Raw genomic sequence first — 25086 nt, 5'->3', positions numbered from 1 at the left:
CGATGAAAACGAGGACAGCCTATGAACCTGCCTGAATCCGTGCGTCTGGTCGAAGTCGGCCCGCGCGATGGCCTGCAGAACGAGAAACAGCCGATCAGCGTCGCCGACAAGGTGCGCCTGGTGGACGGCCTGACAGCCGCCGGCCTGAGCTATATCGAGGTAGGTAGCTTCGTCTCGCCCAAATGGGTGCCGCAGATGGCCGGCTCCGCCGAGGTGTTCGCCGGCATCCTGCGTAAACCTGGCGTCACCTATGCAGCGCTCACGCCAAACCTGAAAGGTCTCGAAGCCGCACTCGAAACCAAAGTCGAGGAAGTGGCGGTGTTCGCCGCCGCCAGCGAGGCTTTCTCACAGAAGAACATCAACTGCTCCATCGCCGACAGCCTGCAGCGCTTCGTACCGCTGATGGAGGCGGCCAAGGCGGCGAACGTGCGTGTACGCGGCTACGTCTCCTGCGTGCTCGGCTGCCCATACGATGGCGAAGTCGCGCCCGAGCAGGTCGCCAGCGTCGCCCGCGAGCTTTACGCCATGGGCTGCTACGAAGTATCGCTGGGCGACACCATCGGCACCGGCACCGCCGGCAAGACGCGCGCGCTGATCGAGGTGGTTGGCCGCGACATCCCGCGCGACAGGCTCGCCGGGCATTTCCACGACACCTATGGCCAGGCCCTGGCCAACATCTATGCCAGCCTGCTCGAAGGCATCAGTGTATTCGACAGCTCTGTCGCCGGCCTGGGCGGCTGCCCCTATGCCAAGGGCGCGACCGGCAACGTCGCCACCGAGGACGTGCTCTACCTGATGCAGGGCCTGGGTATCGGGACAGGTGTGGACATGAACAAACTGATCGCCTCGGGGAACCGCATCTGCGAAATACTGGGCAAGACCAACGGCTCGCGGGTGGCGCGGGCATTTCTGAGCCGCTAGATCCGATAGGGTGGATGATGCTTTTCTCATCCACCGTTGTGGTGGATCGGTGAAGCGTGATCCACCCTACGTGCTGAACAACAGCCCGCATATGCGCAGGAGCGGATTCATCCGCGATTATCGCGGCTAAAGCCGCTCCTACAGGCAGGTGTACCGTATCGACCTGTCGTTTGCTTCCGAACATATGAAAAGGCCGGTGCGATAGCCGCGAAGGTCGCTCAGGTTAAAGGCCTGATTGCCCATGCGTACTAACCTGAAGCTTACGAACAAGCAATGACGAGGACTGGCCATGCAGCAGCCTCTCTGGACGCCCTCCGCCGACCGCATCGCTGGCACCCGCATGGATGCCTTCCGCCGTTTCGTCAACGACCGCCATGCCCTGCACCTGGCCGACTACCCTGCCCTGCATGCCTGGAGCATCGAGCAGCGCGAAGCCTTCTGGCAGGCTATCGCCGACTTCTTCGACATTCGCTTCCATAGCGCTGCCGAATGCGTCCTGCGCGAAGGCCCGGCAATGCCAGATGCTCAGTGGTTTCCCGGCGCCACCCTGAATTTCGCCGAACACCTGCTGCGCCGCCGTGACGGTCATCCGGCGCTGGTGGCCATCGCCGAGGATGGCAGCCGCGAACAACTCAGCCATGCACAACTCGCTGCCCATGTCGCCGGGCTGCAACGCGCCCTGCACAACGCAGGCGTGGGCATCGGTGATCGCGTGGCGGCCTTCATGCCCAACACCTGGCAGAGCGTGGTGGGCATGCTCGCCACCGCCAGCCTCGGCGCCACCTGGTCGAGTTGCTCGCCGGATTTCGGCACCCAGGGAGTGATCGACCGCTTTGGTCAGATCGAGCCCAAGGTGCTGATCGCCGCCGCCGGTTATCGCTATGCAGGGAAGAATCTGGACCTGACCGACAAGCTCAATGAAATCCTCGAACAGTTGCCTTCCTTGCAGCATCTGGTGCTGGTGCCTTACGCCAAGCTCGACACCCGTGCCACGGATTGCAAATCCGTCGCAGCGATCAGCCTGTGGCAGGATTTCTACCAGCCCGGCGGCGCACCACAGTTCACCCCAGTGGCCTTCGAACAGCCGCTGTACATCCTCTACTCCAGCGGCACCACCGGTGTACCCAAATGCATCGTCCATGGCGTCGGCGGCACCCTGCTGCAACACCTCAAGGAGCTGGGCCTGCACACCGACCTGACAGCCGATGACTGTCTGTTCTACTACACCACCTGCGGCTGGATGATGTGGAACTGGCTGGTTTCCGGCCTGGCGCTGGGCGCCACCCTGGTGCTCTACGACGGCTCGCCCTTCCATCCGGAACCGACGCGCCTGATCGATCTGATCGACGCCGAGGACATCTCCATCTTCGGCACCAGCGCCAAATTCATCGCCGCACTGGAGAAAGCCGGCGTCAAAACCCGTGAAAGCCACAAGCTGAGCAGGCTCAAGGCGATCCTTTCCACCGGCTCGCCGCTGCTCCACGAAAGCTTCGAATACGTCTACCGCGACGTGAAACGTGACCTGTGCCTGTCCTCGATCTCGGGCGGTACCGACATCGTCTCCTGTTTCGCCCTGGGCAACCCGACCCTGCCAGTCTGGCGCGGCGAACTGCAGTGCAAGGGCCTGGGGATGGACGTGCAGGTGTGGAACGACAGTGGCCAAGCCGTGATGGGAGAAAAAGGCGAGCTGGTCTGCACCCGACACTTTCCCTCGATGCCTGTAGGTTTCTGGAACGACGCGGATGGCGAGAAATTTCGCGCTGCCTATTTTTCTACCTTCCCCGGCGTCTGGGCACACGGCGACTATGCCGAGGAAACCGCTCATGGTGGCCTGGTCATTCATGGCCGCTCCGATGCCGTGCTCAACCCGGGCGGCGTGCGCATCGGCACCGCTGAGATCTATCGCCAGGTGGAAAAGGTGCCGCAGGTGCTGGAGTCCATTGTCATTGGCCAGGACTGGCAGGGCGACGTGCGCGTGGTGCTGTTCGTACGCCTGCGTGATGGCGTGACGCTGGACGACACCCTGCGCGAAGAAATTCGCCGAGTGATTCGCGCCAACACCACGCCACGCCACGTGCCGGCGAAGATCCTCCAGGTCGCCGATATTCCACGTACCCTCAGCGGCAAGATCGTCGAACTCGCGGTGCGCAGCGTCATCCACGGGCGCCCGGTGAAGAACACCGATGCCCTGGCCAACCCTCAGGCGCTTGAGCTTTACCGCAACTTGCCAGGGCTGACGGACGATCTGTAGCAAAAAGCCACCAGCCAGAAAAAATCACTATACTGGCGCCATTTTTTCGTCTTCACAGCAGCTGAGTCCTGGCCAAGGTCGACTCGGCACATGGCAAGGTGGCGGCATGAACATCATCCAGCGCAACAACGTTCAACGCTTGAAAGCGGAAACGGCCAATGCCCCAACGCTCATCTACGGCCACGGCTTCGGTTGCAATCAGGATATGTGGAGCAAGGTCACGCCAGCCTTCAGCCAGCACTGGCACCAGGTGCTGTTTGACTATGTCGGCAGCGGCCGCTCCGATGCCAACGCCTTCCACCCTGCCCGCTATGCCCAACTGGAGGGTTACGTAGAGGACCTTCTGGAAGTGTGCGACGCCCTCGAACTCTCGGGTGATCTGACCTTCGTTGGCCACTCGATCAGTTGCAGCGTCGGCATTCTCGCTGCCATCAGGCGCCCCGAGCTGTTCTCCCGGCTTATTCTTCTCGGTCCGTCCCCCTGCTTTCTCAACGATCCGCCCGACTATCACGGAGGATTCGAGCGCAGTGACCTGGAGGGGCTACTGGAACTGATGGCCCATAACTATCTGGGCTGGGCCCAGCAGTTCGCACCATTGGTATCGGCCGACGAGGCTCCCGCCGTCACCCAGCAGCTCTCCGACAGTTTCTGCTCGACCGACCCAATCATGGCTCATGCCTTCGCTCAGGCCACCTTCTTCTCCGATATCCGCCCGGCGCTGCAGCTGTGCCTGTCGCCCTGCCTGATCCTGCACCACCAGCGTGATGCACTGGTTCCCACGCCAGTTGCCGACTATCTGCATGCCGCCCTCATCGGCAGCGCTCTGGAAACGCTGGACGTCAGCGGCCATTGCGCGCACATGAGCCATCCTGAACTGGTGAGCGCCGCCATGCATCGCTACCTGATGGGAGCACAAGCACGTGTTCTATCTTGATCGCCTACCCGGCCCGGTACTGGTCACTGACTGCAACGGCCGAATCAAGCATTGCAATTGCGATTTCAAGCGCCTGGCAGGTGCAGGCGCGGCCGAAGGCATGGATCAGTTCTTTCCGCCAGCCAGCCGCATCTTCCTGCAAACCCACGCCTGGCCCTTGCTGCTGCGCAACGGTGAGTTCAGTGAGCTTTACCTGCAACTGCAATCAGAAGGCGGCCAGGCAATACCCGTCATGGCCAACGCGCGCATCAGCGAAGTCGATGGCGCGCCGGAGGTCATCTGGCTGTTCTTCGTCGCCAAGGACCGCCAGCGTTTCGAAGCAGAGCTGCTCAAGGCTCGCGAACAGGCGCAGGAAAGCGCAGCCCAACTGGCCAAGGCCAACCTGGCGCTGCAGAGCGCCTACGCCCAGTTGGCCACCTACGCCGTGGAAATTCAGAGCGAAGCCGAGCAACTTGCACAACTCAGCCATACCGACCCACTGACTGCGCTGAGCAATCGCAGGGCGCTGTCAGTGCACGTCGAGCAGTGGCTCGGCAGCGTCAGCGACCTGGCCTGCGGTAGCCTTTTGTTGATCGATATCGACCACTTCAAACAGATCAACGATCGCTTCGGCCACGCCGAGGGCGATCGAGTTCTGGTGGATATGGCGCAGCGTCTTCTGGCCAGCGTGCGCAGTGGCGACAGTGTGGTGCGCTACGGCGGCGAAGAGTTCGCGATATGGCTGCCCAACGCCGATCTCGATGAGGCCGGCGATATCGCCGAGCGCGTGCATGATCAGGTCAAGGCCCTGCAAATCGCCCACCAGGCTGTCACGGTGAGCATCGGCATCGCCAGCCTTAAACCATGCGAACGCTACCTGGAGCGTCTGCTGGCGGTAGCGGACAAAGCCCTTTACACAGCCAAAGCCCAGGGTAGGAATCGCAGCATTCGGCACGAGTAGCCGGCTCAGGATCGGCCGCTGCAGCTGGCCGCAAACGCCTCCTATACTGAAGCAACAATGACAACAGGATGTTCGTCGTGCATACGTTTTTCTGCCTACTGCTGGCGTTGATGCTAGCTGGAACCGCATCCGCCCACGAACCCATCAAGCTGTACATGCCAGACGCGCCGCCGCTGACGCTGCATGACTATGAAAGCGGCCATGGCATGGCGGGTGACGTGGTGCTGGCTGCATTGGCAAGGATTGGCAAACTCACCCACATCGTCGCCGAGCCCTGGCCACGCGCCCAGGTCAATGTGTCCAGGGGCAGGAACATGCTGATCATTCCCCTGTCGCGAACGCCCGAACGCGAGGAGCTGTATACCTGGATTGCCTCGGTCATGGAACTGGAGCGCGCCTTCTTCAGCCTGGACGAACCGGTCACCAGCTTCATGCAGGCCCGCCAGCGTTATCGCCGCGTAGGTGTCGGCTTGGGCACGGCGCAGGTGGGCATCCTGCAGCGCCAAGGTTTCAGCGACGAGCAGATCGTGCAACTCAAACTGGGCGAAAACCCGGCCCACCTGCTCAGCCTTGGACGTATCAACGCCTGGTTCACCGGGGTGCCGGAGGCGCTGTACATCTGGGAAAGCTCGGCCTATCGCGGGCAAAATCTGCGCAGAAGCCCGACCCTGGCCAGTACCGGCCTGTATCTGGGCTGCTCGAAGGACTGCGATGTGCAACTGGTCGAACAACTACGCACCGCCATCAGCGAACTGGAACAGGACGGCGTCAGCCAGCGTCTGCGTCAGGCCTATTTGCCGCTGCAGCCCGCCCCCTAAATCCCCTGCCGCCCCGGATCCTCTGGCGGCAGCTCCTCTTCGATGTCCTCAAGCTTCAGTTCCAGCCCCCAGTCGCCTGCCGAGGCAGCTTTCGGTGGCGCAACGGGTGCCGCCACCGGTGCTGCGGCGGGCGCAGGCCGGGCATTGGCCGGGTTGTCGCGGTGTAGCTTGAGCTTCAGGCGTACGTTGTTCGCCGAGTCGGCGTTCTTCACCGCCTCTTCCTCGTCGATTGCCCCTTCATGTACCAGATCGATCAAGGCCTGATCGAAGGTCTGCATACCGAGGTTCTTGGATTTCTCCATGATTTCCTTGAGCTCGGAAAACTCGTTGCGCTTGATCAGGTCGCGCACCGTCGGCGTACCCAGCATCACCTCCACCGCGGCGCGGCGTTTACCATCCACGGTCTTGACCAGACGCTGCGAGACGAATGCCTTGAGGTTGTTGCCAAGGTCGTTGAGCAACTGCGGACGACGATCCTCGGGGAAGAAGTTGATGATGCGATCCAGGGCCTGGTTGGCATTGTTGGCGTGCAGCGTGGAGATCGCCAGGTGCCCGGTATCGGCGAAGGCCAAGGCATGCTCCATGGTTTCGCGGTCGCGGATCTCGCCGATCAGGATCACGTCCGGCGCCTGGCGCAGGGTGTTCTTCAGCGCGGCGTGGAAGCTGCGGGTGTCCACGCCCACCTCACGCTGGTTGATGATCGACTTCTTGTGCCGGTGCACGTACTCCACCGGGTCTTCGATGGTGATGATATGGCCGCCGCTGTTGCGGTTGCGGTAGTCGATCAGCGCCGCCAGGGAGGTCGACTTGCCTGAGCCGGTGCCGCCCACGAACAACACCAGGCCGCGCTTTTCCATCACAGTGCCGAGCAGCACTTCGGGTAGCTTGAGGTCTTCGAAGCGCGGTATATCCAGCTTGATGTTGCGCGCGACGATGGACACCTCGTTGCGCTGCTTGAAGATGTTGATGCGAAAACGCCCCACGCCGGCCAGCGATATCGCCAGGTTCATCTCCAGTTCGCGCTCGAATTCCTCACGCTGGGCACTGTCCATGATCGACTCGGCAATCGCTGCCACATCGCCCGCCTTCATCGGCTCCTGGCTCAGCGCCTTGAGCACGCCATTGAACTTCGCGCAGGGCGGCGCGCCGGTAGACAGATAGAGATCGGAGCCATCCTGGGTGGACAGGATTTTCAGCATTGCTTGGAGATCCATGGCGGCGTTTCCGTGAGCGCGATTGAAATACCATAGGCCATGATTCGTCCGCACCGCGGACAACGCACAACCCACAAAATTGACGCCATTCTGCTGGCGCAATGAATACTGGCACAATAGCGCCCTGACAGAATTGAGGAGCCCATCAATGGCTAAGGCAATGGCCCGCCACATCTTGGTCAAGACCGAAGCGGAAGCCGCCGCGCTGAAGAAGCGCATTGCCGCTGGCGAAGCCTTCGATGTGCTGGCACGCAAGCACTCCACCTGCCCCTCCGGCAAGAAAGGTGGCGACCTCGGTGAAGTGCGGCCCGGGCAGATGGTGCGTGCAGTGGATCAGGTGATCTTCAAGAAGGCGCTGCGCGAAGTGCACGGCCCGGTGAAGACCCAGTTCGGCTATCACCTGATTCAGGTGTTCTATCGCGACTGAGCCCTGCTCAGGCGCCTGGCTCGCCCATGAACTCGACGATCTTGCCCCTCAGCCAGCGCTCGGCAGGGTCGTTGTCGGTCACCCCGCTCCAGACCATCGACAGATCCGAATTGACCAGCTCGAATGGCGGGTCATCCGCGCGCAGGCGAGTTCCGTCGATCAACGCCGCTGCGGCGAAATCCGGGACTGTGGCGAGCATTTCCGTGCCAGCGATGATCGAGCGCAAGCCACTGAACTGCGGCACCGCCAGCACCACGCGACGCGAGCGATCCAGTCGCGCCAGGTCGTTGTCGATGTTGCCGCACAGATCCCCCGAGAACGACACCAGCGCATGCGGCCGCGAGCAATACTCGTCCAGCGTCAGTGCACCGGGACGGTCGTCGCCGCGCAGCACCTTGACCTTCATCTCGCGCAGTTTGCGCCGCTTGGCGTTAGCCGGTAGCTCGGTGGTGTAACTGACGCCAACGGAAATTTCTCCCGAGGCCAACATCGCTGACATCAACAGGAAGTTGACCCGCCGCACCACGATCACCACCTCCGGCGCCTCTTCGCGAATCTGCTTGAGCAAGGCCGGGAACAGGCCGAACTCGGCATCATCGGACAGACCGATGCGGAAGGTGTCGCGGTTGCTGGCCGGGTTGAACTCGCGAGCACGACTGACTGCACCCGAGATGGTGTCCATGGCCGGCTGCAGCTCCCTGAGAATCGCCAGCGCTCGCGCCGTCGGTTCAAAGCCACGGCCATTACGCACCAGCAGCGGATCGTCGAACAGATCACGCAGCCGGGCCAGCGCCGCACTGACCGCCGGCTGGCCGAGAAACAGCTTCTCGGCGGCGCGGGTCAGGTTCTTCTCGAACATCAGGGTTTCGAAGATCACCAGCAGATTCAGGTCGACGCGGCGCAGGTCGTTGCGATTCATCCAGGAGCCTCGGAACACGGATTGGTGGGCGCATTAAAGCAGCAACTCCCGTGCCCACATAGCCCGGATCAGAGGCCCAGCTCGGACAGCCCCGGATGATCGTCAGGACGACGGCCCTGGGGCCAGCGGAACTTGCGCTCGGCCTCCTGAATCGGCAGGTCGTTGATGCAGGCATAGCGATTGATCATCAGGCCGTCCGCGCCGAACTCCCAATTCTCGTTGCCGTAGGAGCGAAACCAGTTGCCCGAGTCGTCGCGCCATTCGTAGGCATAGCGCACGGCAATACGGTTGTCGGTGAACGCCCAGAGTTCCTTGATCAGACGGTACTCCAGCTCCTTGGCCCACTTGCGCTCGAGGAAGGCACGCGCCTGATCGCGGCCATTGGCGAACTCGGCGCGGTTGCGCCAGCGCGTATCGAGGCTGTAGGCCAGTGCGACCTTGGCCGCATCACGGCTGTTCCAACCATCCTCGGCCAGGCGGACCTTCTCGATGGCGCTCTCGCGAGTGAACGGCGGCAACGGAGGACGAACTTCAGTATTTGACGACATGACGGCACCTCAGGTTTGCGGGGGGGTTGAGCCCATTGCTGGGCGATAGGGATTGCAGAAGCAGTTGCGCAGTACGGCCGGCGCTGTCGGCGGCATCCGCCTGGCCGGTGACCATGGCGACGGCGGTAGCACCATCGATCAGCAGGAGAAACTGCCTGGCCATTTCCTCGGCTTCGGCAAAGCCGCAGGCCGTGGTCAGTTCGCTCAGATAGGCCAGCAAGCGCTGCTTGTGCAGCAACGCGACGGCGCGGATCTCGCTGTCGGGATCACCGATCTCCCCGGCAGCATTGATGAAGGCACAGCCATGGAAGTCAGGCGCCGAGAACCAGCTGCGCAGCAGCGGGAACACTGCCAGTAGCCGCTCACTTGGCGACCCCGCAGAGGTGCCGGCAACGAACCATTGCATCCAGCGTTCATCACGCTCGCGCAGCGCGGCGGCAACCAATGCTTCCTTGGTCGGATAGAGGCGATAGATGCTTTTGCGCGCCACACCCGAGGCCTTGACGATGGCGTCCATACCAGTGGCATTGATACCGCCGGCATAGACCAGGTGTTCGGTGGCTTGCAGCAAGCGCTGCTGGATCGAGGGGTCTTCGAGCATGAGTCAGGGCCATAGAGAATGATCGTTCTCAGCAAGGTAGAACGATCATTCTCTTTAGTCAACTCAATTATCGAAACCCAGGATCAACGGTATACCGACCAGGTTTCTGCCGAGATCCGCGACGCCCACTCCGGTGCCAGCCGCGCCGGCGCCGGATGCAGGTCCTGCCGCCGGACGATGACTCACTGCCTTCCCAACACCGGCGCATGCTCGGCCATCAGCGCCACCACCCAATCGATGAATACCCGCAGCTTGGCGCTGACATGGCGGTTCGGCGGGAAAGCCAGGTACATCGGCATCGGTTTCATCTGCCAGTCGTCGAACAGACGCACCAGTTCACCACTGGCCAGGTGCGGCCTGGCCATGTAATGCGGTAGCCAGAGCATGCCCAGGCCCGCCAGCCCCGCAGCCAGATAGGCGTTGCCATCGTCGACCGTCAGCAGCGGGCGGCCATGGGCCTCGATGCGTTCCTCACCCCGCTGCATCGCATAGGGCAAGGCCTTGCCGGTGCGCGACCAGAGAAAACCCACCGTATGATGAACGGCCGCCTCCAGCTCGCGCGGATGCATCGGCGTGCCAGCGCGCTGCAGATAGCCCGGCGTGGCATAGATACCGAGCTGGAGATCACCGACATGGCGCGCGATCAGCGATTGATCGGTGATCTCACCGCCGCGCACCACGCAGTCGACGTTCTCACCGATGATGTCGATGAGCCGATCACTAACGCCCATGGTCAGCTGGATTTCCGGATAACGCGCATAAAATGCCGGCAAGGCCGGGATCAGCAGCATGCGCGCGAAGGGACTGGGTACGTCCACGCGCAGGCGGCCGCGCGGCGCCATCGATGCACTGGACAGGCTGGTCTCGGCATCGTCGATATCGGCCAGCAGACGCACCACACGTTCGTAGTAGGCGGCGCCGTCAGCGGTGACGTTGACCTTGCGCGTGGTGCGGTTGAGCAGGCGCACCCGCAGCCGTGCTTCCAGTTGCTGAACGAGCTGGGTCACGCTGGTCTTGCTCATGTGCAGGGTGGCTGCCGCCTTGGTGAAACTGCCGGTTTCCACCACGCGGGCGAAGGCCTGCATCGCATCGAAACGATCCATCATGCATCTCTCTTAAGCTCATGATTGTTTGGATTCTACAAACAGTCATGACCAGAGTTGCTCGTTTATCCAGCCCGGCCGTGTTTTTAAAGTGACTCCATCGTTAACAGCGGGCCGTAGCGGCCCAGATGGAGGCAACAATGACCAGCAAACGTGATGTGGTTTTCCCGGCCGACCGCCATGACCTGTATGAACTTCATCGCTATTCGCCGGCGATTCGTTCCAACGGTTTTCTGTTCGTATCCGGTCAGGTCGGCAGTCGCAAGGACGGCTCGCCCGAACCCGACCTGAAAGAGCAGGTGCGCCTTGCCTTCGCCAACCTCAATGCGATCCTCGCTGCAGCAGGTTGCAGCTTCGATGACGTGGTCGACACCACCGTATTCATGCTCGACCCGCATGCGCAGTTCGAAACCATCTGGGAGGTGGTAGCCGACTATTGGGGTGAGGCGCCCTACTCGAACGTGACTGCGGTCGGCGTGACCTGGCTGGCCGGCTTCGATTTCGAGATCAAGGTGATCGCCAAGCTGCCAGAGTGAACAGCGATGCGCCCCCGTGACGAGGGGCGCAGCCGAAAGGCTCAGAGGTGAGTGAAGACGCGCTCGGCCGGCAGACGCGACTTCGGCAGCGCGGCATTGAAATCGCTGTCGCTGTGATACCCCAGCGCCACCGCGACCATGCTGCTCAACCCCTGGGCGGCCAGCCCCAGTTCCTCATCCAGCGCCTCGCGGTCGATGCCCTCCATCGGCGTGGCGTCGACGCCTTTGGCAGCAGCACCCAGGAGCAAGGTGCCCAGCGCCAGATAAGCCTGCTTTTCTGCCCAGTGCGGGATGTCGCCAAGGCCACGGTGCAGTTCGACGTAACTGCTGCGGGTGTTGTGTTGAGTCGTACGCGCCGCATCGTCGCGGAAGCGGCCATCATCGGCCTCCTGCTGCAGCACATCGGCCAGATAAGCATCATCGAGGTCACGGCGGGCGCAGATCAGGATCACGTGCGAGGCATTGAGGATCTTCGACTGGTTGTAGGCAAAGCCGCCCTGAGCGCCCTTGGCCAGGCGCGCCTTGCCTTCGGCAGTGCTCGCCACGACGAAGTGCCAGGGCTGCGAATTGACCGAAGACGGCGACAGGCGCAGCAACTCCAGCAGCTCGTCGATGATCGCCTGATCCACCTGGCGACTGGCATCGTAAGCCTTGGTGGTGTAACGCTGACGTGCGAAGGAAACGGGGCTCATGAACACTCTCCTGATCGATGGATGATGCGAAATGGGCGTCAGTCTGCAGTATGCCTGCGCATGAAAAAAGCAGGCAAAGCCGCTAGGAGTTTCAAAGCAAAGATGAAAATGCGGGCAGGCATCAGCCCTCTAGCGAGCCACGCCGGCGCTCTGCAAGCATTCGATAAAACCCGCTACGGCCGCCGAGCGACTGACCTTGGGATACAGCGCACCGATCTCCCGATGAATGGGCGTCGGGCCGAGCGCGATGACGCGAACGCTGGCCGGCAACGGCAGGATGGTTTCCGTCAACGGCACCACGGCCACGCCAAGGCCGCTCTCGACCATCGACAGCATCGCCTGGATATCGTCGACCTCGATCCACTCCTGCAACGTTAAAGAGTGGTCGCGTAAAAAGCGCTCCACCTGGCGACCACCGAAGGACGAGCGGCTATAGCGGATAAAGGGCTGCTCGCGAATCACCGACAGCCAGTCATCGCCCACCACGTTGCTGGCGGCAAGCAGCACGTAGTTCTCGCATGCCAGCGGCGTCCACTCCAGCTCCCGCGGCGGCTCGAACGCCGGACGGATGAGGATGGCCAGGTCGAGCTCCCCCGCTTCGACTCGATCCATCAACTGCAGGGAAACGCCAGGCGACAGATTCACCCGGCAGTTGGCAAAGCGCAGACGAAAAGGCACCAGCGCGCGCGTGAGGATGGTCGCGTGCACCGAGGCGATCGCGCCAATCTCCAGCGGTTTGGCCCATTCCTCGTCTTGAGTCGGCTCGCCCAAGGCATCGAAACCGGCGACCAGCGCCTCGGCACGCGCCAACGTACGCAGCCCTGCAGCATTCAATATGGCCGAACGACCGGTACGATCGAACAGAGCGAAACCCAGGCTTTCTTCCAGGCGGCGCATATGGCCGCTGACGGCTGCCTGGGTCAGGCCGATGCGCTCACCCGCGGCGCTGAAGGTGCCATAGCGAGCCACCGCTATCAGCGTGCGCAGTTCGATGATCATGTCGATTGATAAGATTTTGTTTTGCTCATGATCAGAACATATAGTTTTTTAAGAGGCTTGTCGCCGAATAGGATGATTCCACTCACCAACGAGGGAACCCCGATGACCGCACTATGCCCGTTCCACCTGGCCTTTCCGGTTGACGACCTGGCCGCCGCCCGCGACTTCTACGGCAACCTGCTCGGCTGCAGCGAAGGTCGCAGCTCGTCAGAGTGGATCGACTTCAACTTCTATGGCCATCAGATCGTCGCCCACCTGGCGCCTGACGAAGCAGGCTCGGTACCGGCCAACGCGGTCGACGGCCACGGCGTGCCGGTGCGCCACTTCGGCGTCGTCCTGCCGATGCACGACTGGCAGGTCGCTGCCGATAAACTCACCGCCGCCGGTGTCGAGTTCATCATCAAGCCCTATATCCGCTTCAAGGGCGAGCCGGGCGAACAGGCGACGATGTTCTTCAAGGACCCAAGCGGCAACGCCGTCGAAATGAAGGCTTTCGCCGACATCAACAACCTATTCGCCCGCTGACAGCGAAAGGAACGCCCCATGCAAACGCTCAAGGTTGCAATCGCTGGTTTCGGCGGTGTCGGCCGCGCCACGGCCAACCTGCTGTTGCAACGTCGCGACCACTATCGCCAGGCCTATGGCGTGGACGTGCAACTGGTTGCCGTATGTGGCTCACGCGCCGGCCTGGCAGATGCCAATGGCCTGCAGGTCCACCAACTGGACGACCTGAAGCCTGGGCTGTCGGGGCCGGATTTCGTCGCGGCGAGTGGTGCTGAGGTGCTGATCGAGGCCGGCCCCAGCGATTTTCGCAGCGGCGGGCCGGGCCTGGACTATCTCTGTGCGGCGCTGTCTGCCGGGCGGGACTGCATCGTCATCTCCAAGGGCGCGCTGGTGCATAGCGGGCCGCGCCTGCGCGAACTGGCGCGCGCCTCCGGGGCGCAGCTGAAACTCAGCGGTGCGGCCGCAGCCGCCCTGCCCACACTCGACCTGCTCGAACACAGCCTGGCCGGCTGCAAGGTGCTCAGCGTCGAGGGCATTCTCAACGCCACCACCAACTACCTGCTCGACGCCATGCGCACCCAGGGACTTGGTTTCGATGCAGCACTGCGCGAGGCACAAGCCGGCGGTTTCGCCGAAGCGGATACGCGCAACGACACCGAAGGTTGGGACACTGCCTGCAAACTCCTGCTGCTGGCCAACTTCGGCCTTGGCGCCCAGCTGACAATGGCTGACGTCGAGGTCGATGGCATCCATTCGGTCACCGCGCAGCGTATCGCAGCCTGGCAAGCACAGGGCCTGGTTCCCCGTCTGGTCGGCAGCCTCAGCTCCGTGGACGGTGCGATCCGCGCCAGCGTCGGGATCAAGACCTATCCGCTGTCCGACCCCTTCGCCCAGGTGAACGGGAAGAACAAGGCGATCCGCGTCAACAGCGACGCCATGGGCGAGACGATCGCCATTGGCGGCGGCGCTGAACCCCTCGCCACAGCAGCCGCCGCCCTGAAGGACTTCGAACATATTCTCCAGGCCAGGGGGCATGCCCCCCTCCTTTACTGACGGACATTGCAAATGACCGAACGCACCCTGCAAGCCATCCGCCACGTCGGTTTCGAGGATCTCGGCAGCTTCGAGGCGCCGCTGCGCGCTGCCGGCTACCAGATCGAGTACATCGACGCAGCGGAACGTGACCTCAGTCAACTCGACCCGCTCGCAGCCGACCTTCTGGTGGTGCTCGGCGGCCCTATCGGCGTCTATGACCACGACCGCTACCCGCTCGTCTCCGCTGAACTGGAAATACTGCGCGCACGGCTGGCAGCCGATAAGCCGACGCTGGGCATCTGCCTCGGTGCGCAGCTGATGGCTGCGGCATTGGGCTCCACCGTCTACCCAGGGCCAGCCAAGGAAATCGGCTGGTCGACGCTGGAGCTGGCAGCCTCCGACTATCAGCCACTCGCCGCCCTGCGCGACGTCGCCGTGCTGCATTGGCATGGCGACACCTTCGACCTGCCGGAAGGCTGCACCCTGCTCGCCTCGACCCCGCTGTGCCGCCAGCAGGCCTTCGCTCGCGGGCAAAACGTGCTGGGCCTGCAATTTCACCCGGAAGTGCGCGGCGACCGCTTCGAGCATTGGCTGCTGGGCCATGCCAGCGAACTGGCCAGCTCGGGCATCGATCCCGTCACCCTGCGTCACGACGCCAAGCGTCATGCCAGCGCCCTTGGGCAAGCGGGCGCCATCATGCTCGGCGATTGGCTGGCCAAGCTGAAGCACTGAGCAGCAGCAGGCCCGAGCCTCATGACAAGGCTCGGGCGCCACCGGCTCATTCAGCGCTTGCATCCTGTAAACACTTCGTAAATGCGATGGATTTTCATTAACTCGCCTAGTAAAAGATAGCTTGCTTTCGATCCTGCCTGAAGCAGCGCTTGCCGCTACTCGTCTAGACCCGGAGTCCAGCATGTCTATCCGCTCTCACCTGCAACGCACTGCGGCGGCGATTACCACGTCGCTGCTGCTCGCCCTGCCCCTGCACGCCAGCGAACGCACGCTGGACAGCGCCTACGGCCCAGTGAAAATCAGCGGCACTGCGCAGCGCGTGGTTGCACTGGGCGACAGCGCCCTGGATGCGGCGCTGTCACTCGGCATACAGCCGGTCGGCACTCTAGCCAGTCGCGGCGGCGACGACGTGCCGGACTATCTCAAGACCACGGCAGGCAAGATCACCCTGGTGGGCAGCGTACGCGAGCCCAACCTGGAGGCCATCCTGCGCCTGCAGCCGGACCTGGTACTGGCCTCCAGCGACCTGTCACGCGATCTGTACGCCAAACTGAGCCTGATGGCGCCCACCGTGGTGCCCACCGGCAATTCCTTCCAGGACTGGCGCAAGACCTACCTGACCTACGCCCAGGCCCTCGGCAAACAGGAAGAAGGCCAACAACGCCTCGCCGAAATCGACAAACGCAGCGCCGAACTGCGCCACCGTCTGCCGCAGGGCCAGGCAGTCAGCGTGGTGCGCTGGAACCCGCAAGGGCCGGTGATCATGTCCAGCCACCTGTTCGTTGGCCAGTTGCTGAACGACCTCGGCCTGCGCGCCAACGAGCTGGCCGCAGCCCAGGCGCAGAAGCCGCACAGCGACGTGCTGAGTCTGGAGAACCTGTCACGCATCAATGCCGACTGGATCTTCCTCGCCACGCTCAATCCGGATGGTCGCAAGGCCCTGGAAGACGCGCGCAAGCAACCTGCCTTCACTCGCCTGTCAGCCGTCGTCGACGGTCATGTGGTGACCGTCGACGGCCAGATCTGGAGCAGCAGCTCCGGTTACCTGGCGGCTCAACAGGTACTCGATGACGTGGAGAAGGCTCTGCTCGACTGATGCTCGCTGCACGCCTTTCCGTCCCTCAGGCGCTGAGCTACACGGCTGTGTGCCTGTTGCTTTTGTGCGTCGCGAGCCTGCTGTTGGGCGCGGGTGACATCGGCATCCTGCCCAGCCTGCAAGCCCTGCTCGGCGGCAGTGATGAGGATGCTCGCTTCATCGTCTTCGAACTGCGCTGGGTGCGCACCGAACTGGCCCTGTTGGTCGGCCTCGCCCTTGGCGCGGCCGGTGTGCTGCTGCAAGCGGTGACGCGCAACCCGCTGGCCGAACCCGGATTGCTCGGGGTCAGCGCCGGCGCCTCGTTCGCCGTGGTGCTGGCGATCAACCTGGGCGCCTCGGCTGCCAGCCTGCATCTGGGCGTGGCGATGCTCGGCTCGCTTGTCGGTTGCGTGCTGGTATTGCTGGTCACGCGTATGCGTGGCGTCGGTGACGATCCCGTACGCCTGGTGCTGGCCGGCGCCGCGTTCTCCAGCATGCTTGGCGCGCTCAGTAGCCTGCTGCTGTTATGGGACCAGCGCACCGCCGATGAAATGCGCTTCTGGGTCATCGGTGCCCTGGCGGGTCGCCCGCTGGACACGCTCGACTGGAGCCTGCCGGGGTTGCTCGGCGGACTGTTGATGGCGCTACTGGTGGTGCGTCCGCTGGCGGCCCTGGCGCTGGGCGAGCGCGTCGCCAGCGGCCTGGGTCACCATCCGCAACTGACGCGCCTGGGCACCTTGCTTGCGGTCGCAATCCTGGTCGGCACCGCCACCGCTGCAGCCGGCCCCATCGCCTTTATCGGTCTGATCGTGCCCTACATCGCACGTCGCCTGGTCGGCTCGGACATCCGCCGCACCCTGGGCTTGAGCATGCTGCTCGGCCCCTGCGTCCTGCTGCTGGCTGACGTCATCTCGCGCCTGCTGGTGCGCCCCTACGAACTGCCGGTGGGCGTGGTGACCGCCTTCGTCGGCGCGCCGATCCTGATTGCCGTGGTGCGCAACCACCGCTTGCCGACCCTGTGACATGAATATTTCTTCCTCACGCCCCCTGCTCGCCCCGGCCGGCCATCACCTGCTGCGCCTGGGTGACTACAGCCTGATGCTGCACAGGCGCAGCATGGTCGTCGCATTGATCCTCAGCCTGCTGCTGGCCACTGTCGCCACCTGGATACTGGCGGCAGGCGACGACGCCCTCACGCCCAGCAAAGCCCTGCTGGCCGCCTTCGGCCAGGGCGAGGCGCTGCAGGTGTTCCTGATTCAGGAGCTGCGCATGCCCCGGCTGATCGCCGGCCTGCTCAGCGGCGCCGCTCTCGGGGCTGCCGGATGCCTGCTGCAGACCCTGGCGCGCAATCGCCTGGCCACGCCGGGGGTGATCGGTATCGACAACGGCGCCACCGCCTTCGCCGTCGCGTCCATCGTCGCCGTACCTACCAGCCTGGCGCCATCGGCCCTGGCGCTGAGCGGCGCCGCCAGCGCTGCGATACTGACCTTTGCCCTGGCCGCCGGCGGTGGCGCACGCGGCTATCGCTTCATCGTCGTCGGCATCGCCATCGGCGCATTGTTCGGCGCGCTGACCAACCTGATGCTGGCACGCAGCGACATGGATGCCGCCAACGCCGCCTACCCCTGGACGGTCGGCAGCCTCAATGCACGCCCGGCCGACTCGGTTCTGCTGCTCGGTATCGGCCTGGCCGCGGGCCTACCGCTGGCCAAGCTGCTGGTCAATGCCCTGAGCCTGATGCGCTTTTCCGACAACGTCGCCATCGGCCTCGGTGTACGTCTACAACGCATGCGCCTGCTCACCCTGGCGCTGTGCGTCTGGCTCACGGCGCTGGCCGTTGCGGTGGTCGGTCCGGTCGGCCTGATCGCCCTGGCTGCGCCGGAAATGGCCCGCCACCTGTGCAACCGCCACGGCGTGCCGGTGCTCAACGCGGCGCTGTCCGGCGCACTGATGATGATCCTCGCAGACTGGCTCGGTCGTACCCTGCTGGCGCCCATCGAAATCCCGGTCGGCATAATCGCTGCTGTGGTGGGCGGCCCCTACCTGCTGTGGATTCTGCTGCGCCAGGCCCCAAGGAGCTCGACATGACCCTGCTTTCCTCACTGCTCGGCGACGCACGCCAGTCCGACGTGCGCCTCGAAGCCCGCGACCTGAGCATGGGCTATGCCCAGACCCGCATCATCGAAAACCTCGACCTGATGATTCCCAGCGGCCAGGTAAGCGCCATCGTCGGCCCCAACGGCTGCGGCAAATCCACCCTGCTTGCCGGCCTGGCTCGTTTGCACAAACCCTTATCAGGCAGCGTCCTGCTCGACAGCAAGGCCATCGGCAGCCTGCCGTCACGTGAAGTGGCGCGTAGGCTTGCACTGCTGCCGCAAGATGCCAGCGCCCCAGACGGCCTGACGGTCAGCGAACTGATCCGCTTCGGCCGCCAGCCGCACCAGAGCCTGCTGCGCCAGTGGAGCGAGGAAGACCAGGCCATCGTCGATGCGGCACTGGTCGCCGCCGATCTGCTGGAACTGGCCGACCGGCCGCTGGAGTCGATGTCCGGTGGTCAGCGCCAGCGCGCCTGGATCGCCATGGCCATCGCCCAGGCCACGCCTCTGCTACTGCTCGACGAACCCACCTCGGCACTGGACCTGGGCCATCAGATCGAAGTGTTCGAACTGATCCGCCAACTCGCTGCAGCCGGCAAGACCATCGTCATGGTGGTACACGACCTCTCCAGCGCCTGCCGCTACGCCGATCACCTGATCGCCATGCACCAGGGCCGGATCGTCGCCAGCGGCCGCCCGGATGAGATCGTCACGTCGGATCTGGTCGAGCGTCTTTACGGCGTACGTTGCACGCTGCTGCGCGATCCGCTGAGCGGCACGCCAGTGATTGCGGGGGTCAGCAGGCTTTGAGCAGCAGGGAATCATCTTGCCATCATCATCTTAAAAACATGTAGGAGATCACCTCATGAAATATGTCGCCATCTCTTACACGGACAGAGTTTTGCCGACCAATCAATCAGTTATATATCCAAACTGAGTTACGGCCGCTCAAGCCGAGAATGCGCATTCTTTGAGCACGGGGGAGGTCTGGACTATGGTCCAAACAACTCCATTTCGAAGGGACTCGACCGATGAAGCCCGTCACGAGAACCGCCGCCCTGGCACTTTCGCTCTTCGCTGCACCGGCTTTCTCTGCCGGCGAGCTGCAAGGTCAACTCAACGTTCAGATCACCATCGGCACCGGCTGCACGGTAACCAACGGCACGGCCGGCGGCTCCAGCAACACCTTCGGATCACTGTCCTTCGGTGACTACAACGACCTCGCCAACCTGATCGATGGCCGCTCCTTCGGCAGCGCCGGGGGCAGCTCGTTTGGCTTGCAATGCAGCTTGGGAACCGACTACAGCGTTGCACTGAGCGCCGGGCAGAACGCGTCCGGCAGCCAAAGGCGCATGATCAATGCCGGTGAGTACGTCGCCTACAACCTCTATCAGGACAGCAGCCGCACCGAACCCTGGGGAGACGGTGGCGCCACAGGCACAGTGCTTTCCGGCACTGGCACCGGTGCCAACGAAGAAATGATCGTCTACGGCCGCGTGCCCTCACAGACCACCCCAAGCCCAGGTACCTACACGGACACCGTACAAGTCACCATCGCCTGGTAGGTACCACACACCCAAAGCAAGAGGATCTCGAACTTTTCCGGGAAGAATAGCCATGCGCTGCCTGATCGCCTCCCTGCTTTTGATGGCCCCAGCAGTCCTGCCGGCAGTCGACAAGACCGCCACCATCGGCCTGAATGTCGAGGTGTTACCGGCCTGTCAGGCGGGCAGCAGCAGCGGTTCGGGCGTCAGCTTCGGGACCCTGGATTTCGGCACCCACCTCAGACTCGACAACCTGCTTACCCTGGTTGGTCAACCAGACGCAGGTGCCTTGCGCGTCAATTGCCAGCAGAACATCCCCTATCGCGTACTGATCAATGCCGGCTACAGCGGCACCACCAACAATCGGCAGATGGTCGGTCCCGACTCCGCCGTAATCAGCTACAACCTTTACACCGGCGCGGACTACGCCATCGTCTGGGACAACAGCACGGGAGTCAGCGCCACCGGCAATGGCCAGGATCAGTGGCTGGCAATCTACGCCCGCGTGCCGGCACAGAATGCCCCGCCTCCCGGAAGCTACAGCGATACCCTGACCGTCACGGTGAGTTGGTGATGCCGTGCCGGGCCCATTCACTCGTGGTCACTCACCTTCTCTGCCTGACCGTACTGGTCATGCACGCCTTGCCGGCTCGTGGCGACACGGGCATCAACGACCAGATCGTCAGCCAGAGCTTCCAGTTGCGCGCGGAAATCGTACCGGGCTGTCTGCTCGGTGCCGGGGGCAGCGACGCCACCTCGTTCGGCAACATTTCATTCGGCCAGGTCAGCACCCTGCCCAGCAACCTGGATGCGGCCAGCACACCAGACAATGGGTCCATCGTACTGCAGTGCTCTCCCGGCACTGCCGTCACGCTGTCGCTCAATGCCGGGCTCAATACCGGCAGCGTGGCCGGCGGACGCTACCTGGCGCGTGGCGCGGAGCGCCTGCGCTACCAGCTGTACCAGGACGCCGCACGCAGCATCATCTGGGGCGACGGCAGCAACGGAGGCACGCGCATGAGCATCAATTTCCCTGTTGGCGGCGCCACCCAGACCTACACGGTCTATGCCCGCCTGTTCAGTGTCAGCCCGTTGCCTTCGGCCGGCATCTATACCGACACCGTCACCGTGACCGTGAGTTATTGAATCATGAGCACACGCCCCCTCTTCGCCTGCTGCCTGGCGCTGACCACAGCGCTGGCGAGTCTGGCCATACAGGCTGCCAGCTCCATCCTGATCTGGCCGATCAATCCGCTGATCGAAGCCGATCGACAGAAATCAGCCGCGCTGTGGCTGGAGAATCGCGGGCAGGAACCAGTGGATGTGCAGGTGCGCGTACTGGCCTGGGAGCAGGAGGAATTCGAAGATCGCCTGACGTCGCAGAAGCAGGTCGTGGGCAGCCCGCCAATGGCAACGCTGCAACCGGGCAAGCGGCAGCTGGTCAGGCTGGTCAACCTGGAGCCGCCGAGTGCCGGCACGCTGCGCACCTACCGTGTGCTGGTCGACGAGGTTTTGCCGCCACAACCGCGGCCGTCCCAATTGGGCGTGCAATTCCAGATGCGTTACTCGGTGCCCTTGTTCGTGGTCGGGCCTGGGGCCTATCTGGATGACGGTGCGCGAGATGCGCCAGGCCAGGGCCAGCCACTGGCTCCCGATCTGCGCTACCGCGTCGTTGACGGTAGCAACGGCGCCTTCCTTTACCTGCGCAACCTCGGCCCCGCCCCGGCCCGGCTATCCCAGGTCGATCTATCGCGAGACAGCGGCAAACAGCCACTGGCCGAAGGGCTTCTCGGTTATGTGCTACCTGGTGCGCAGATGCGCTGGCCTCTGCCGACAGGCGTGCGCAGCGGCCAGGTGCAGGCACGCATCAACGAAAGTCGACAGAAGCAGCCGCTGGCCGCTGAGTAGATCGCTGGTACTGCTGCTACTGGCCACCTTGCTGTCAGTCCCGTCAGCCCATGGCGATGACGCACAGCAGTTCGCCGAGGCGCAGTTGCTCTACCTGGAGTTGATCGTCAATGAGCTGTCCAGCGGCAAGGTGGTGGAAGTGAGAGAACATCAGGGCCGTTTATTCGCCCAACGCGACGATCTGCTCGCCGCAGGCGTGCGCCTGCCCTCGGAGACGACGCCCTGGGTCGCTCTGGACCGGATCGACACCCTGCGCAGCGAATATCAACAGGACAGCCAGCGTCTGCTGCTCACCCTGCCCAGCGAATGGCTGCCACATCAGCGTTTCGGCCCCAGCAGCCTGAGCGAGCCGATGCAGGCGCAGAGTGCGTTCGGCGTGCTGTTCAACTATGACCTCTACTACAACCACACCGACAACGCTGGCCACTACGCCAACACCTGGCTGGAACAGCGGGTGTTCGACGGCTTCGGCATGATTTCCAACACGGGCGTCTATCGCCACAGTTTCTCCGGGCCGGGCTATCGCGATGGCTATACCCGCTACGACAGCACCTGGCGTTTCAACGATCAACAACGCATGCTCAGCCTCAGCGCTGGCGACCTGATCACCGGCGCGCTGACCTGGAACAGCGCGGTCCGCCTTGGTGGGCTGCAGATTTCACGCAACTTCTCTTTGCGTCCGGACTTGGTCACTTACCCATTACCGCGGTTCGATGGCGATGCTGCAGTGCCCAGCACCGTGGATCTGTTCATCGACGACGCCCGCCTCGGTCAACAGGAGCTGCGCCCCGGCCCCTTTACCCTCAACACCGTGCCTTACATCAGCGGCGCCGGCACCGCGACGCTGGTGACCACGGATGTGCTGGGGCGCCAGGTATCCACCACCGTACCCTTTTATGTGACCGATACCCTGCTGCGCCAGGGGCTTTCGGACTTCTCCCTGTCGCTGGGCAAACTGCGCCGCAACTATGGCGTGGACGATTTTTCCTACGGCAGCCTGGTGAGCAGCGGCAGCCTGCGCTATGGCCTGACCGACAGCCTCACCCTGGAAAGCCATGCCGAAGCCGGCGCAGGCCTGCGCCAGGCTGGTATCGGCGCTACCGTCGGACTTGGTCTGATGGGCACCCTGACCAGTTCCGTGAGCCAGAGCAGCGGTATCGGCAACGGCCAGCAGTACAGCCTCGGCTACAGCTACTACGCGCGTCGCTTCGGCATCACCGCGCAGCGCATCCAGCGCACCTCGGGCTATGCCGACCTGAGCGTCGCGAACGCCCTGGATAACGACCTGGCCGGCGGCCCGCTGAGCAAGATCCTCGATCAACTGACCTTCAGTTTCAGCCCGGAGGGGCTAGGATCATTCGGCATCGGCTACTTCGCCAGTGAGGAACACAGCGGGCGGCGCACACGCCTGCTCAACCTGTCCTGGTCACGCAGCCTGTGGGGCAGCGCCAGCTTCTTTCTCTCCCTCAACCGCCAGCTGGACGACGCCTCGCATGCCATCCAGGCACAACTGGTCATCCCGTTCGACCTGTACTCCACTCTGACCACAGGCGTGGAGCGAGACAGCAACGGTAACCAGCGCGCACGCGCCAATTACAGCCGCAACCCACCCAGCGACGGCGGTCTGGGCTGGAACCTTGGCTATGCCGGCGGCGACAATGAATACCGCCAGGCTGACCTGACGTGGCGTACCCAACATGCACAGGTGCAGGCAGGCGCCTACCAGAACGACGGCATCACTACCCGGTGGGGCGGCGTCAGCGGCTCGCTGGTGGCCATGCAGGGCCAGGTATTCGCCAGCAACCGGATCGACGATGCCTTCGTGCTGGTCAGCACCGAGGGTTATTCAGATGTGCCCGTGCGCTACGAACATCAATTGCTGGGTCGTACCGACTCGGCAGGTTACCTGCTGGTGCCCTGGGTGCCGTCTTACTACCCCGGCCAGTACGAAGTCGACCTGCTGAATCTGCCGAGCAACCTGCAACTGTCGGAAACCCAGAAGCGCATCGCCGTGCACCAGGGCAGCGGCGCATTGCTCGCCTTCCCCATGGTGATGAGCCTGTCAGCCAGCATCCAGTTGGTCGACGGCCTGGGACAACCACTGCCACGCGGCAGCCAGGTGCTGCATCGCCCCAGCGGTCAGCGCACCTACATCGGCTGGGACGGCCAGTTGTATTTCGAAGGGCTGGCGAAGGACAACCAACTGGAGGTACTCCTGGCCGATGGCGGCAGCTGCAGCAGCCGCTTCTCGCTGGACGACAGCGCCGTGGAAATGGCCGTGGTCGGCCCCCTCGCCTGCCTGCAGCAGGACGGTCAGCCATGATTCGCTGGCTGATTTACGCACTCCTGCTGTGCGGCACACTGGTAAGTGTGCCGGCCCATGCCTGTAGCACTTATGCCGGGGGCTCGGTCAATCTGGGCAACACCAACTCTCTGAGTTTGCGCACCTCACAGCAACAAGCAGCAGCCGGCGCGGGCCTCGCCTGTCCGGGATTGCTGCAGGTACTGGCGGGTGCTTACGTCCGGGTCACGTTGCAGAACCCCGGCACTCTGGCTCTGCAGGACGGCCAGGGCAATCAGATCCCTTTTCAGGTGTTTCAGGACGCCGGCTACAACCAGGCGCTGGTAGCCGGTCAACCGCAACAGCTCGGTGCAATCAACCTGCTGGCGCTCGGTGGCAGCTCCAGCGCCATCGGCCTGTATTTCCGCACCAACCCGGGCCCCAACGTACCAGCCGGCACCTACACCGCCACCATCACCCTGCGCTGGGACTGGGCGATCTGCACAGTCGGCGCGCTCAATATCTGCGCCTGGAACCGCAGCCCCGGATTGACGCAAAGCTGTGTCGTGATCTGCGGTGCCCCCACCAACTGGGGTACAGGGTCACTCGCCACACTGACCGTCACCCTGGTGGTCAGCAAGGCCTGTCGCGTCGATACCTTGCCCAACGTGGACTTTGGCGCCAACGCCCTGATCAGCCAGTTCAGCGCGCAACAGCGCACCTTCGCCGTGACCTGCACCAACACCGAGGGCTACACGCTGAGTTTCGACAACGGGCAGAACTACCAGGCGCCCTGGCGACGCCTGACCAATGGTAGCCAGTTCATTCGCTACAACCTCTACTACAGCGGCAGCAGCCTGATCTGGAACGCCGCCTCACCGCTGACGGCCAGCGGCACGGGTAACTCGCAGAGCTTCAACTACCAGGCGATTCTGGACCCCGGGCAAGCCAACGCGCCGGTGGGCGTCTATACCGACAACGTGTTGCTGATCATCAACTACTGAAGCA

General features: G+C 63.3%; 27 protein-coding genes. 20 read left to right on the top strand and 7 right to left on the bottom strand.

Going from position 1 to position 25086, the window contains the following annotated elements; genetic code table 11:
* Nucleotides 1-21: 21 nt before the first annotated feature.
* From GV002_RS08385 to GV002_RS08365, 5 genes are all read left to right on the top strand, one after another.
* On the top strand, nucleotides 22-921 hold the full coding sequence (locus GV002_RS08385; RefSeq protein ID WP_160017877.1) for a hydroxymethylglutaryl-CoA lyase: 900 nt from the start codon (nucleotides 22-24) through the stop codon (nucleotides 919-921).
* A 289-nt stretch (nucleotides 922-1210) separates the two neighbouring features.
* Nucleotides 1211-3172 (top strand): acetoacetate--CoA ligase, encoded by a 1962-nt coding sequence (locus tag GV002_RS08380; RefSeq protein WP_160017876.1) that lies wholly within the window; start codon nucleotides 1211-1213, stop codon nucleotides 3170-3172.
* A gap of 106 nt (nucleotides 3173-3278) precedes the next feature.
* Nucleotides 3279-4106, top strand: coding sequence for an alpha/beta fold hydrolase (locus GV002_RS08375; RefSeq protein ID WP_160017875.1), 828 nt, complete (start codon nucleotides 3279-3281; stop codon nucleotides 4104-4106).
* Nucleotides 4093-5046, top strand: coding sequence for a sensor domain-containing diguanylate cyclase (locus GV002_RS08370; protein WP_160017874.1), 954 nt, complete (start codon nucleotides 4093-4095; stop codon nucleotides 5044-5046). Before GV002_RS08375 ends, GV002_RS08370 begins: the two co-directional genes overlap by 14 nt.
* Nucleotides 5047-5114: 68 nt before the next feature.
* The gene (locus GV002_RS08365; RefSeq protein WP_160017873.1) at nucleotides 5115-5864 is read left to right on the top strand and encodes a substrate-binding periplasmic protein; all 750 of its coding nucleotides are present in this window, start codon (nucleotides 5115-5117) and stop codon (nucleotides 5862-5864) included.
* On the opposite strand, the gene GV002_RS08360 is transcribed toward GV002_RS08365, so the two are convergent.
* A complete protein-coding gene (locus tag GV002_RS08360; RefSeq protein ID WP_178094628.1) occupies nucleotides 5861-7078 on the bottom strand; it encodes a PilT/PilU family type 4a pilus ATPase in 1218 nt (405 codons plus the stop codon). The genes GV002_RS08365 and GV002_RS08360 overlap by 4 nt on opposite strands.
* Before the next feature lie 148 nt (nucleotides 7079-7226).
* On the opposite strand from GV002_RS08360, the gene GV002_RS08355 reads away from it, so the two are divergent.
* Nucleotides 7227-7505, top strand: a complete 279-nt coding sequence (locus GV002_RS08355) for a peptidylprolyl isomerase (protein ID WP_017362973.1) — start codon at nucleotides 7227-7229, stop codon at nucleotides 7503-7505.
* Between the two features lie 7 nt (nucleotides 7506-7512).
* On the opposite strand, the gene GV002_RS08350 is transcribed toward GV002_RS08355, so the two are convergent.
* The 4 genes from GV002_RS08350 to GV002_RS08335 form a co-directional block, all read right to left on the bottom strand.
* Nucleotides 7513-8424, bottom strand: coding sequence for a LysR family transcriptional regulator (locus tag GV002_RS08350; RefSeq protein WP_160017872.1), 912 nt, complete (start codon nucleotides 8422-8424; stop codon nucleotides 7513-7515).
* A 68-nt stretch (nucleotides 8425-8492) separates the two neighbouring features.
* Nucleotides 8493-8972, bottom strand: coding sequence for a DUF1348 family protein (locus GV002_RS08345; protein WP_075748038.1), 480 nt, complete (start codon nucleotides 8970-8972; stop codon nucleotides 8493-8495).
* Complete coding sequence (locus GV002_RS08340; protein ID WP_160017871.1) at nucleotides 8956-9573, bottom strand: TetR/AcrR family transcriptional regulator; 618 nt, start codon at nucleotides 9571-9573, stop codon at nucleotides 8956-8958. The genes GV002_RS08345 and GV002_RS08340 overlap by 17 nt, the downstream gene beginning before the upstream one ends.
* A gap of 182 nt (nucleotides 9574-9755) precedes the next feature.
* Nucleotides 9756-10676 (bottom strand): LysR family transcriptional regulator, encoded by a 921-nt coding sequence (locus GV002_RS08335; protein WP_160018907.1) that lies wholly within the window; start codon nucleotides 10674-10676, stop codon nucleotides 9756-9758.
* Nucleotides 10677-10816: 140 nt separating this feature from the next.
* On the opposite strand from GV002_RS08335, the gene GV002_RS08330 reads away from it, so the two are divergent.
* Entirely contained in the window at nucleotides 10817-11212 is a 396-nt protein-coding gene (locus tag GV002_RS08330) for a RidA family protein (protein WP_075748042.1), read from the top strand.
* A 41-nt stretch (nucleotides 11213-11253) separates the two neighbouring features.
* Here the strand turns inward: GV002_RS08330 and nfsB are convergent, their stop codons facing one another.
* The gene (gene nfsB / locus GV002_RS08325; RefSeq protein ID WP_160017870.1) at nucleotides 11254-11904 is read right to left on the bottom strand and encodes an oxygen-insensitive NAD(P)H nitroreductase; all 651 of its coding nucleotides are present in this window, start codon (nucleotides 11902-11904) and stop codon (nucleotides 11254-11256) included.
* 129 nt (nucleotides 11905-12033) lie between these two features.
* Complete coding sequence (locus GV002_RS08320) at nucleotides 12034-12903, bottom strand: LysR family transcriptional regulator (protein ID WP_160017869.1); 870 nt, start codon at nucleotides 12901-12903, stop codon at nucleotides 12034-12036.
* A 102-nt stretch (nucleotides 12904-13005) separates the two neighbouring features.
* On the opposite strand from GV002_RS08320, the gene GV002_RS08315 reads away from it, so the two are divergent.
* From GV002_RS08315 to GV002_RS08255, 13 genes are all read left to right on the top strand, one after another.
* The gene (locus GV002_RS08315) at nucleotides 13006-13428 is read left to right on the top strand and encodes a VOC family protein (RefSeq protein ID WP_160017868.1); all 423 of its coding nucleotides are present in this window, start codon (nucleotides 13006-13008) and stop codon (nucleotides 13426-13428) included.
* An 18-nt stretch (nucleotides 13429-13446) separates the two neighbouring features.
* Nucleotides 13447-14460, top strand: a complete 1014-nt coding sequence (locus GV002_RS08310; RefSeq protein WP_160017867.1) for a homoserine dehydrogenase — start codon at nucleotides 13447-13449, stop codon at nucleotides 14458-14460.
* Between the two features lie 12 nt (nucleotides 14461-14472).
* Entirely contained in the window at nucleotides 14473-15174 is a 702-nt protein-coding gene (locus GV002_RS08305; RefSeq protein ID WP_160017866.1) for a glutamine amidotransferase, read from the top strand.
* A 181-nt stretch (nucleotides 15175-15355) separates the two neighbouring features.
* Nucleotides 15356-16270, top strand: coding sequence for an ABC transporter substrate-binding protein (locus tag GV002_RS08300; RefSeq protein ID WP_160017865.1), 915 nt, complete (start codon nucleotides 15356-15358; stop codon nucleotides 16268-16270).
* The gene (locus GV002_RS08295) at nucleotides 16270-17271 is read left to right on the top strand and encodes a FecCD family ABC transporter permease (protein ID WP_160017864.1); all 1002 of its coding nucleotides are present in this window, start codon (nucleotides 16270-16272) and stop codon (nucleotides 17269-17271) included. Before GV002_RS08300 ends, GV002_RS08295 begins: the two co-directional genes overlap by 1 nt.
* A 1-nt stretch (nucleotide 17272) precedes the next feature.
* Complete coding sequence (locus GV002_RS08290; RefSeq protein ID WP_160017863.1) at nucleotides 17273-18337, top strand: FecCD family ABC transporter permease; 1065 nt, start codon at nucleotides 17273-17275, stop codon at nucleotides 18335-18337.
* Nucleotides 18334-19155 (top strand): ABC transporter ATP-binding protein, encoded by an 822-nt coding sequence (locus GV002_RS08285; protein WP_160017862.1) that lies wholly within the window; start codon nucleotides 18334-18336, stop codon nucleotides 19153-19155. Before GV002_RS08290 ends, GV002_RS08285 begins: the two co-directional genes overlap by 4 nt.
* Nucleotides 19156-19376: 221 nt before the next feature.
* Nucleotides 19377-19910, top strand: a complete 534-nt coding sequence (locus tag GV002_RS08280; RefSeq protein WP_160017861.1) for a spore coat U domain-containing protein — start codon at nucleotides 19377-19379, stop codon at nucleotides 19908-19910.
* Nucleotides 19911-19962: 52 nt separating this feature from the next.
* Nucleotides 19963-20463, top strand: coding sequence for a spore coat U domain-containing protein (locus GV002_RS08275; RefSeq protein WP_160017860.1), 501 nt, complete (start codon nucleotides 19963-19965; stop codon nucleotides 20461-20463).
* Nucleotides 20463-21035 (top strand): spore coat U domain-containing protein, encoded by a 573-nt coding sequence (locus GV002_RS08270; protein ID WP_160017859.1) that lies wholly within the window; start codon nucleotides 20463-20465, stop codon nucleotides 21033-21035. The genes GV002_RS08275 and GV002_RS08270 overlap by 1 nt, the downstream gene beginning before the upstream one ends.
* A gap of 3 nt (nucleotides 21036-21038) precedes the next feature.
* Nucleotides 21039-21797, top strand: coding sequence for a molecular chaperone (locus GV002_RS08265; protein ID WP_160017858.1), 759 nt, complete (start codon nucleotides 21039-21041; stop codon nucleotides 21795-21797).
* Nucleotides 21685-24120, top strand: a complete 2436-nt coding sequence (locus GV002_RS08260; RefSeq protein WP_372241820.1) for a fimbria/pilus outer membrane usher protein — start codon at nucleotides 21685-21687, stop codon at nucleotides 24118-24120. Before GV002_RS08265 ends, GV002_RS08260 begins: the two co-directional genes overlap by 113 nt.
* Nucleotides 24117-25082, top strand: a complete 966-nt coding sequence (locus GV002_RS08255) for a spore coat U domain-containing protein (RefSeq protein ID WP_160017856.1) — start codon at nucleotides 24117-24119, stop codon at nucleotides 25080-25082. The genes GV002_RS08260 and GV002_RS08255 overlap by 4 nt, the downstream gene beginning before the upstream one ends.
* The last annotated feature ends 4 nt before the right edge of the window (nucleotides 25083-25086 follow it).

Origin of the sequence: Pseudomonas sp. 8O (assembly GCF_902506495.1) — a bacterium.
Lineage (GTDB): Bacteria > Pseudomonadota > Gammaproteobacteria > Pseudomonadales > Pseudomonadaceae > Aquipseudomonas > Aquipseudomonas chaetocerotis.
Note: the sequence above shows the minus strand (reverse complement) of the source record. Positions and strands in the feature narration are given on the sequence as shown.

Coding starts and splice junctions, on each gene's coding strand:
- GV002_RS08385 (WP_160017877.1), top strand. CDS start 22: ATGAACCTGCCTGAATCCGTGCGTCTGGTCGAAGTCGGCCCGCGCGAT.
- GV002_RS08380 (WP_160017876.1), top strand. CDS start 1,211: ATGCAGCAGCCTCTCTGGACGCCCTCCGCCGACCGCATCGCTGGCACC.
- GV002_RS08375 (WP_160017875.1), top strand. CDS start 3,279: ATGAACATCATCCAGCGCAACAACGTTCAACGCTTGAAAGCGGAAACG.
- GV002_RS08365 (WP_160017873.1), top strand. CDS start 5,115: ATGTTCGTCGTGCATACGTTTTTCTGCCTACTGCTGGCGTTGATGCTA.
- GV002_RS08360 (WP_178094628.1), bottom strand. CDS start 7,078: ATGGATCTCCAAGCAATGCTGAAAATCCTGTCCACCCAGGATGGCTCC.
- GV002_RS08355 (WP_017362973.1), top strand. CDS start 7,227: ATGGCTAAGGCAATGGCCCGCCACATCTTGGTCAAGACCGAAGCGGAA.
- GV002_RS08350 (WP_160017872.1), bottom strand. CDS start 8,424: ATGAATCGCAACGACCTGCGCCGCGTCGACCTGAATCTGCTGGTGATC.
- GV002_RS08345 (WP_075748038.1), bottom strand. CDS start 8,972: ATGTCGTCAAATACTGAAGTTCGTCCTCCGTTGCCGCCGTTCACTCGC.
- GV002_RS08340 (WP_160017871.1), bottom strand. CDS start 9,573: ATGCTCGAAGACCCCTCGATCCAGCAGCGCTTGCTGCAAGCCACCGAA.
- GV002_RS08335 (WP_160018907.1), bottom strand. CDS start 10,676: ATGGATCGTTTCGATGCGATGCAGGCCTTCGCCCGCGTGGTGGAAACC.
- GV002_RS08330 (WP_075748042.1), top strand. CDS start 10,817: ATGACCAGCAAACGTGATGTGGTTTTCCCGGCCGACCGCCATGACCTG.
- nfsB (WP_160017870.1), bottom strand. CDS start 11,904: ATGAGCCCCGTTTCCTTCGCACGTCAGCGTTACACCACCAAGGCTTAC.
- GV002_RS08320 (WP_160017869.1), bottom strand. CDS start 12,903: ATGATCATCGAACTGCGCACGCTGATAGCGGTGGCTCGCTATGGCACC.
- GV002_RS08315 (WP_160017868.1), top strand. CDS start 13,006: ATGACCGCACTATGCCCGTTCCACCTGGCCTTTCCGGTTGACGACCTG.
- GV002_RS08310 (WP_160017867.1), top strand. CDS start 13,447: ATGCAAACGCTCAAGGTTGCAATCGCTGGTTTCGGCGGTGTCGGCCGC.
- GV002_RS08305 (WP_160017866.1), top strand. CDS start 14,473: ATGACCGAACGCACCCTGCAAGCCATCCGCCACGTCGGTTTCGAGGAT.
- GV002_RS08300 (WP_160017865.1), top strand. CDS start 15,356: ATGTCTATCCGCTCTCACCTGCAACGCACTGCGGCGGCGATTACCACG.
- GV002_RS08295 (WP_160017864.1), top strand. CDS start 16,270: ATGCTCGCTGCACGCCTTTCCGTCCCTCAGGCGCTGAGCTACACGGCT.
- GV002_RS08290 (WP_160017863.1), top strand. CDS start 17,273: ATGAATATTTCTTCCTCACGCCCCCTGCTCGCCCCGGCCGGCCATCAC.
- GV002_RS08285 (WP_160017862.1), top strand. CDS start 18,334: ATGACCCTGCTTTCCTCACTGCTCGGCGACGCACGCCAGTCCGACGTG.
- GV002_RS08280 (WP_160017861.1), top strand. CDS start 19,377: ATGAAGCCCGTCACGAGAACCGCCGCCCTGGCACTTTCGCTCTTCGCT.
- GV002_RS08275 (WP_160017860.1), top strand. CDS start 19,963: ATGCGCTGCCTGATCGCCTCCCTGCTTTTGATGGCCCCAGCAGTCCTG.
- GV002_RS08270 (WP_160017859.1), top strand. CDS start 20,463: ATGCCGTGCCGGGCCCATTCACTCGTGGTCACTCACCTTCTCTGCCTG.
- GV002_RS08265 (WP_160017858.1), top strand. CDS start 21,039: ATGAGCACACGCCCCCTCTTCGCCTGCTGCCTGGCGCTGACCACAGCG.
- GV002_RS08260 (WP_372241820.1), top strand. CDS start 21,685: ATGTGCTACCTGGTGCGCAGATGCGCTGGCCTCTGCCGACAGGCGTGC.
- GV002_RS08255 (WP_160017856.1), top strand. CDS start 24,117: ATGATTCGCTGGCTGATTTACGCACTCCTGCTGTGCGGCACACTGGTA.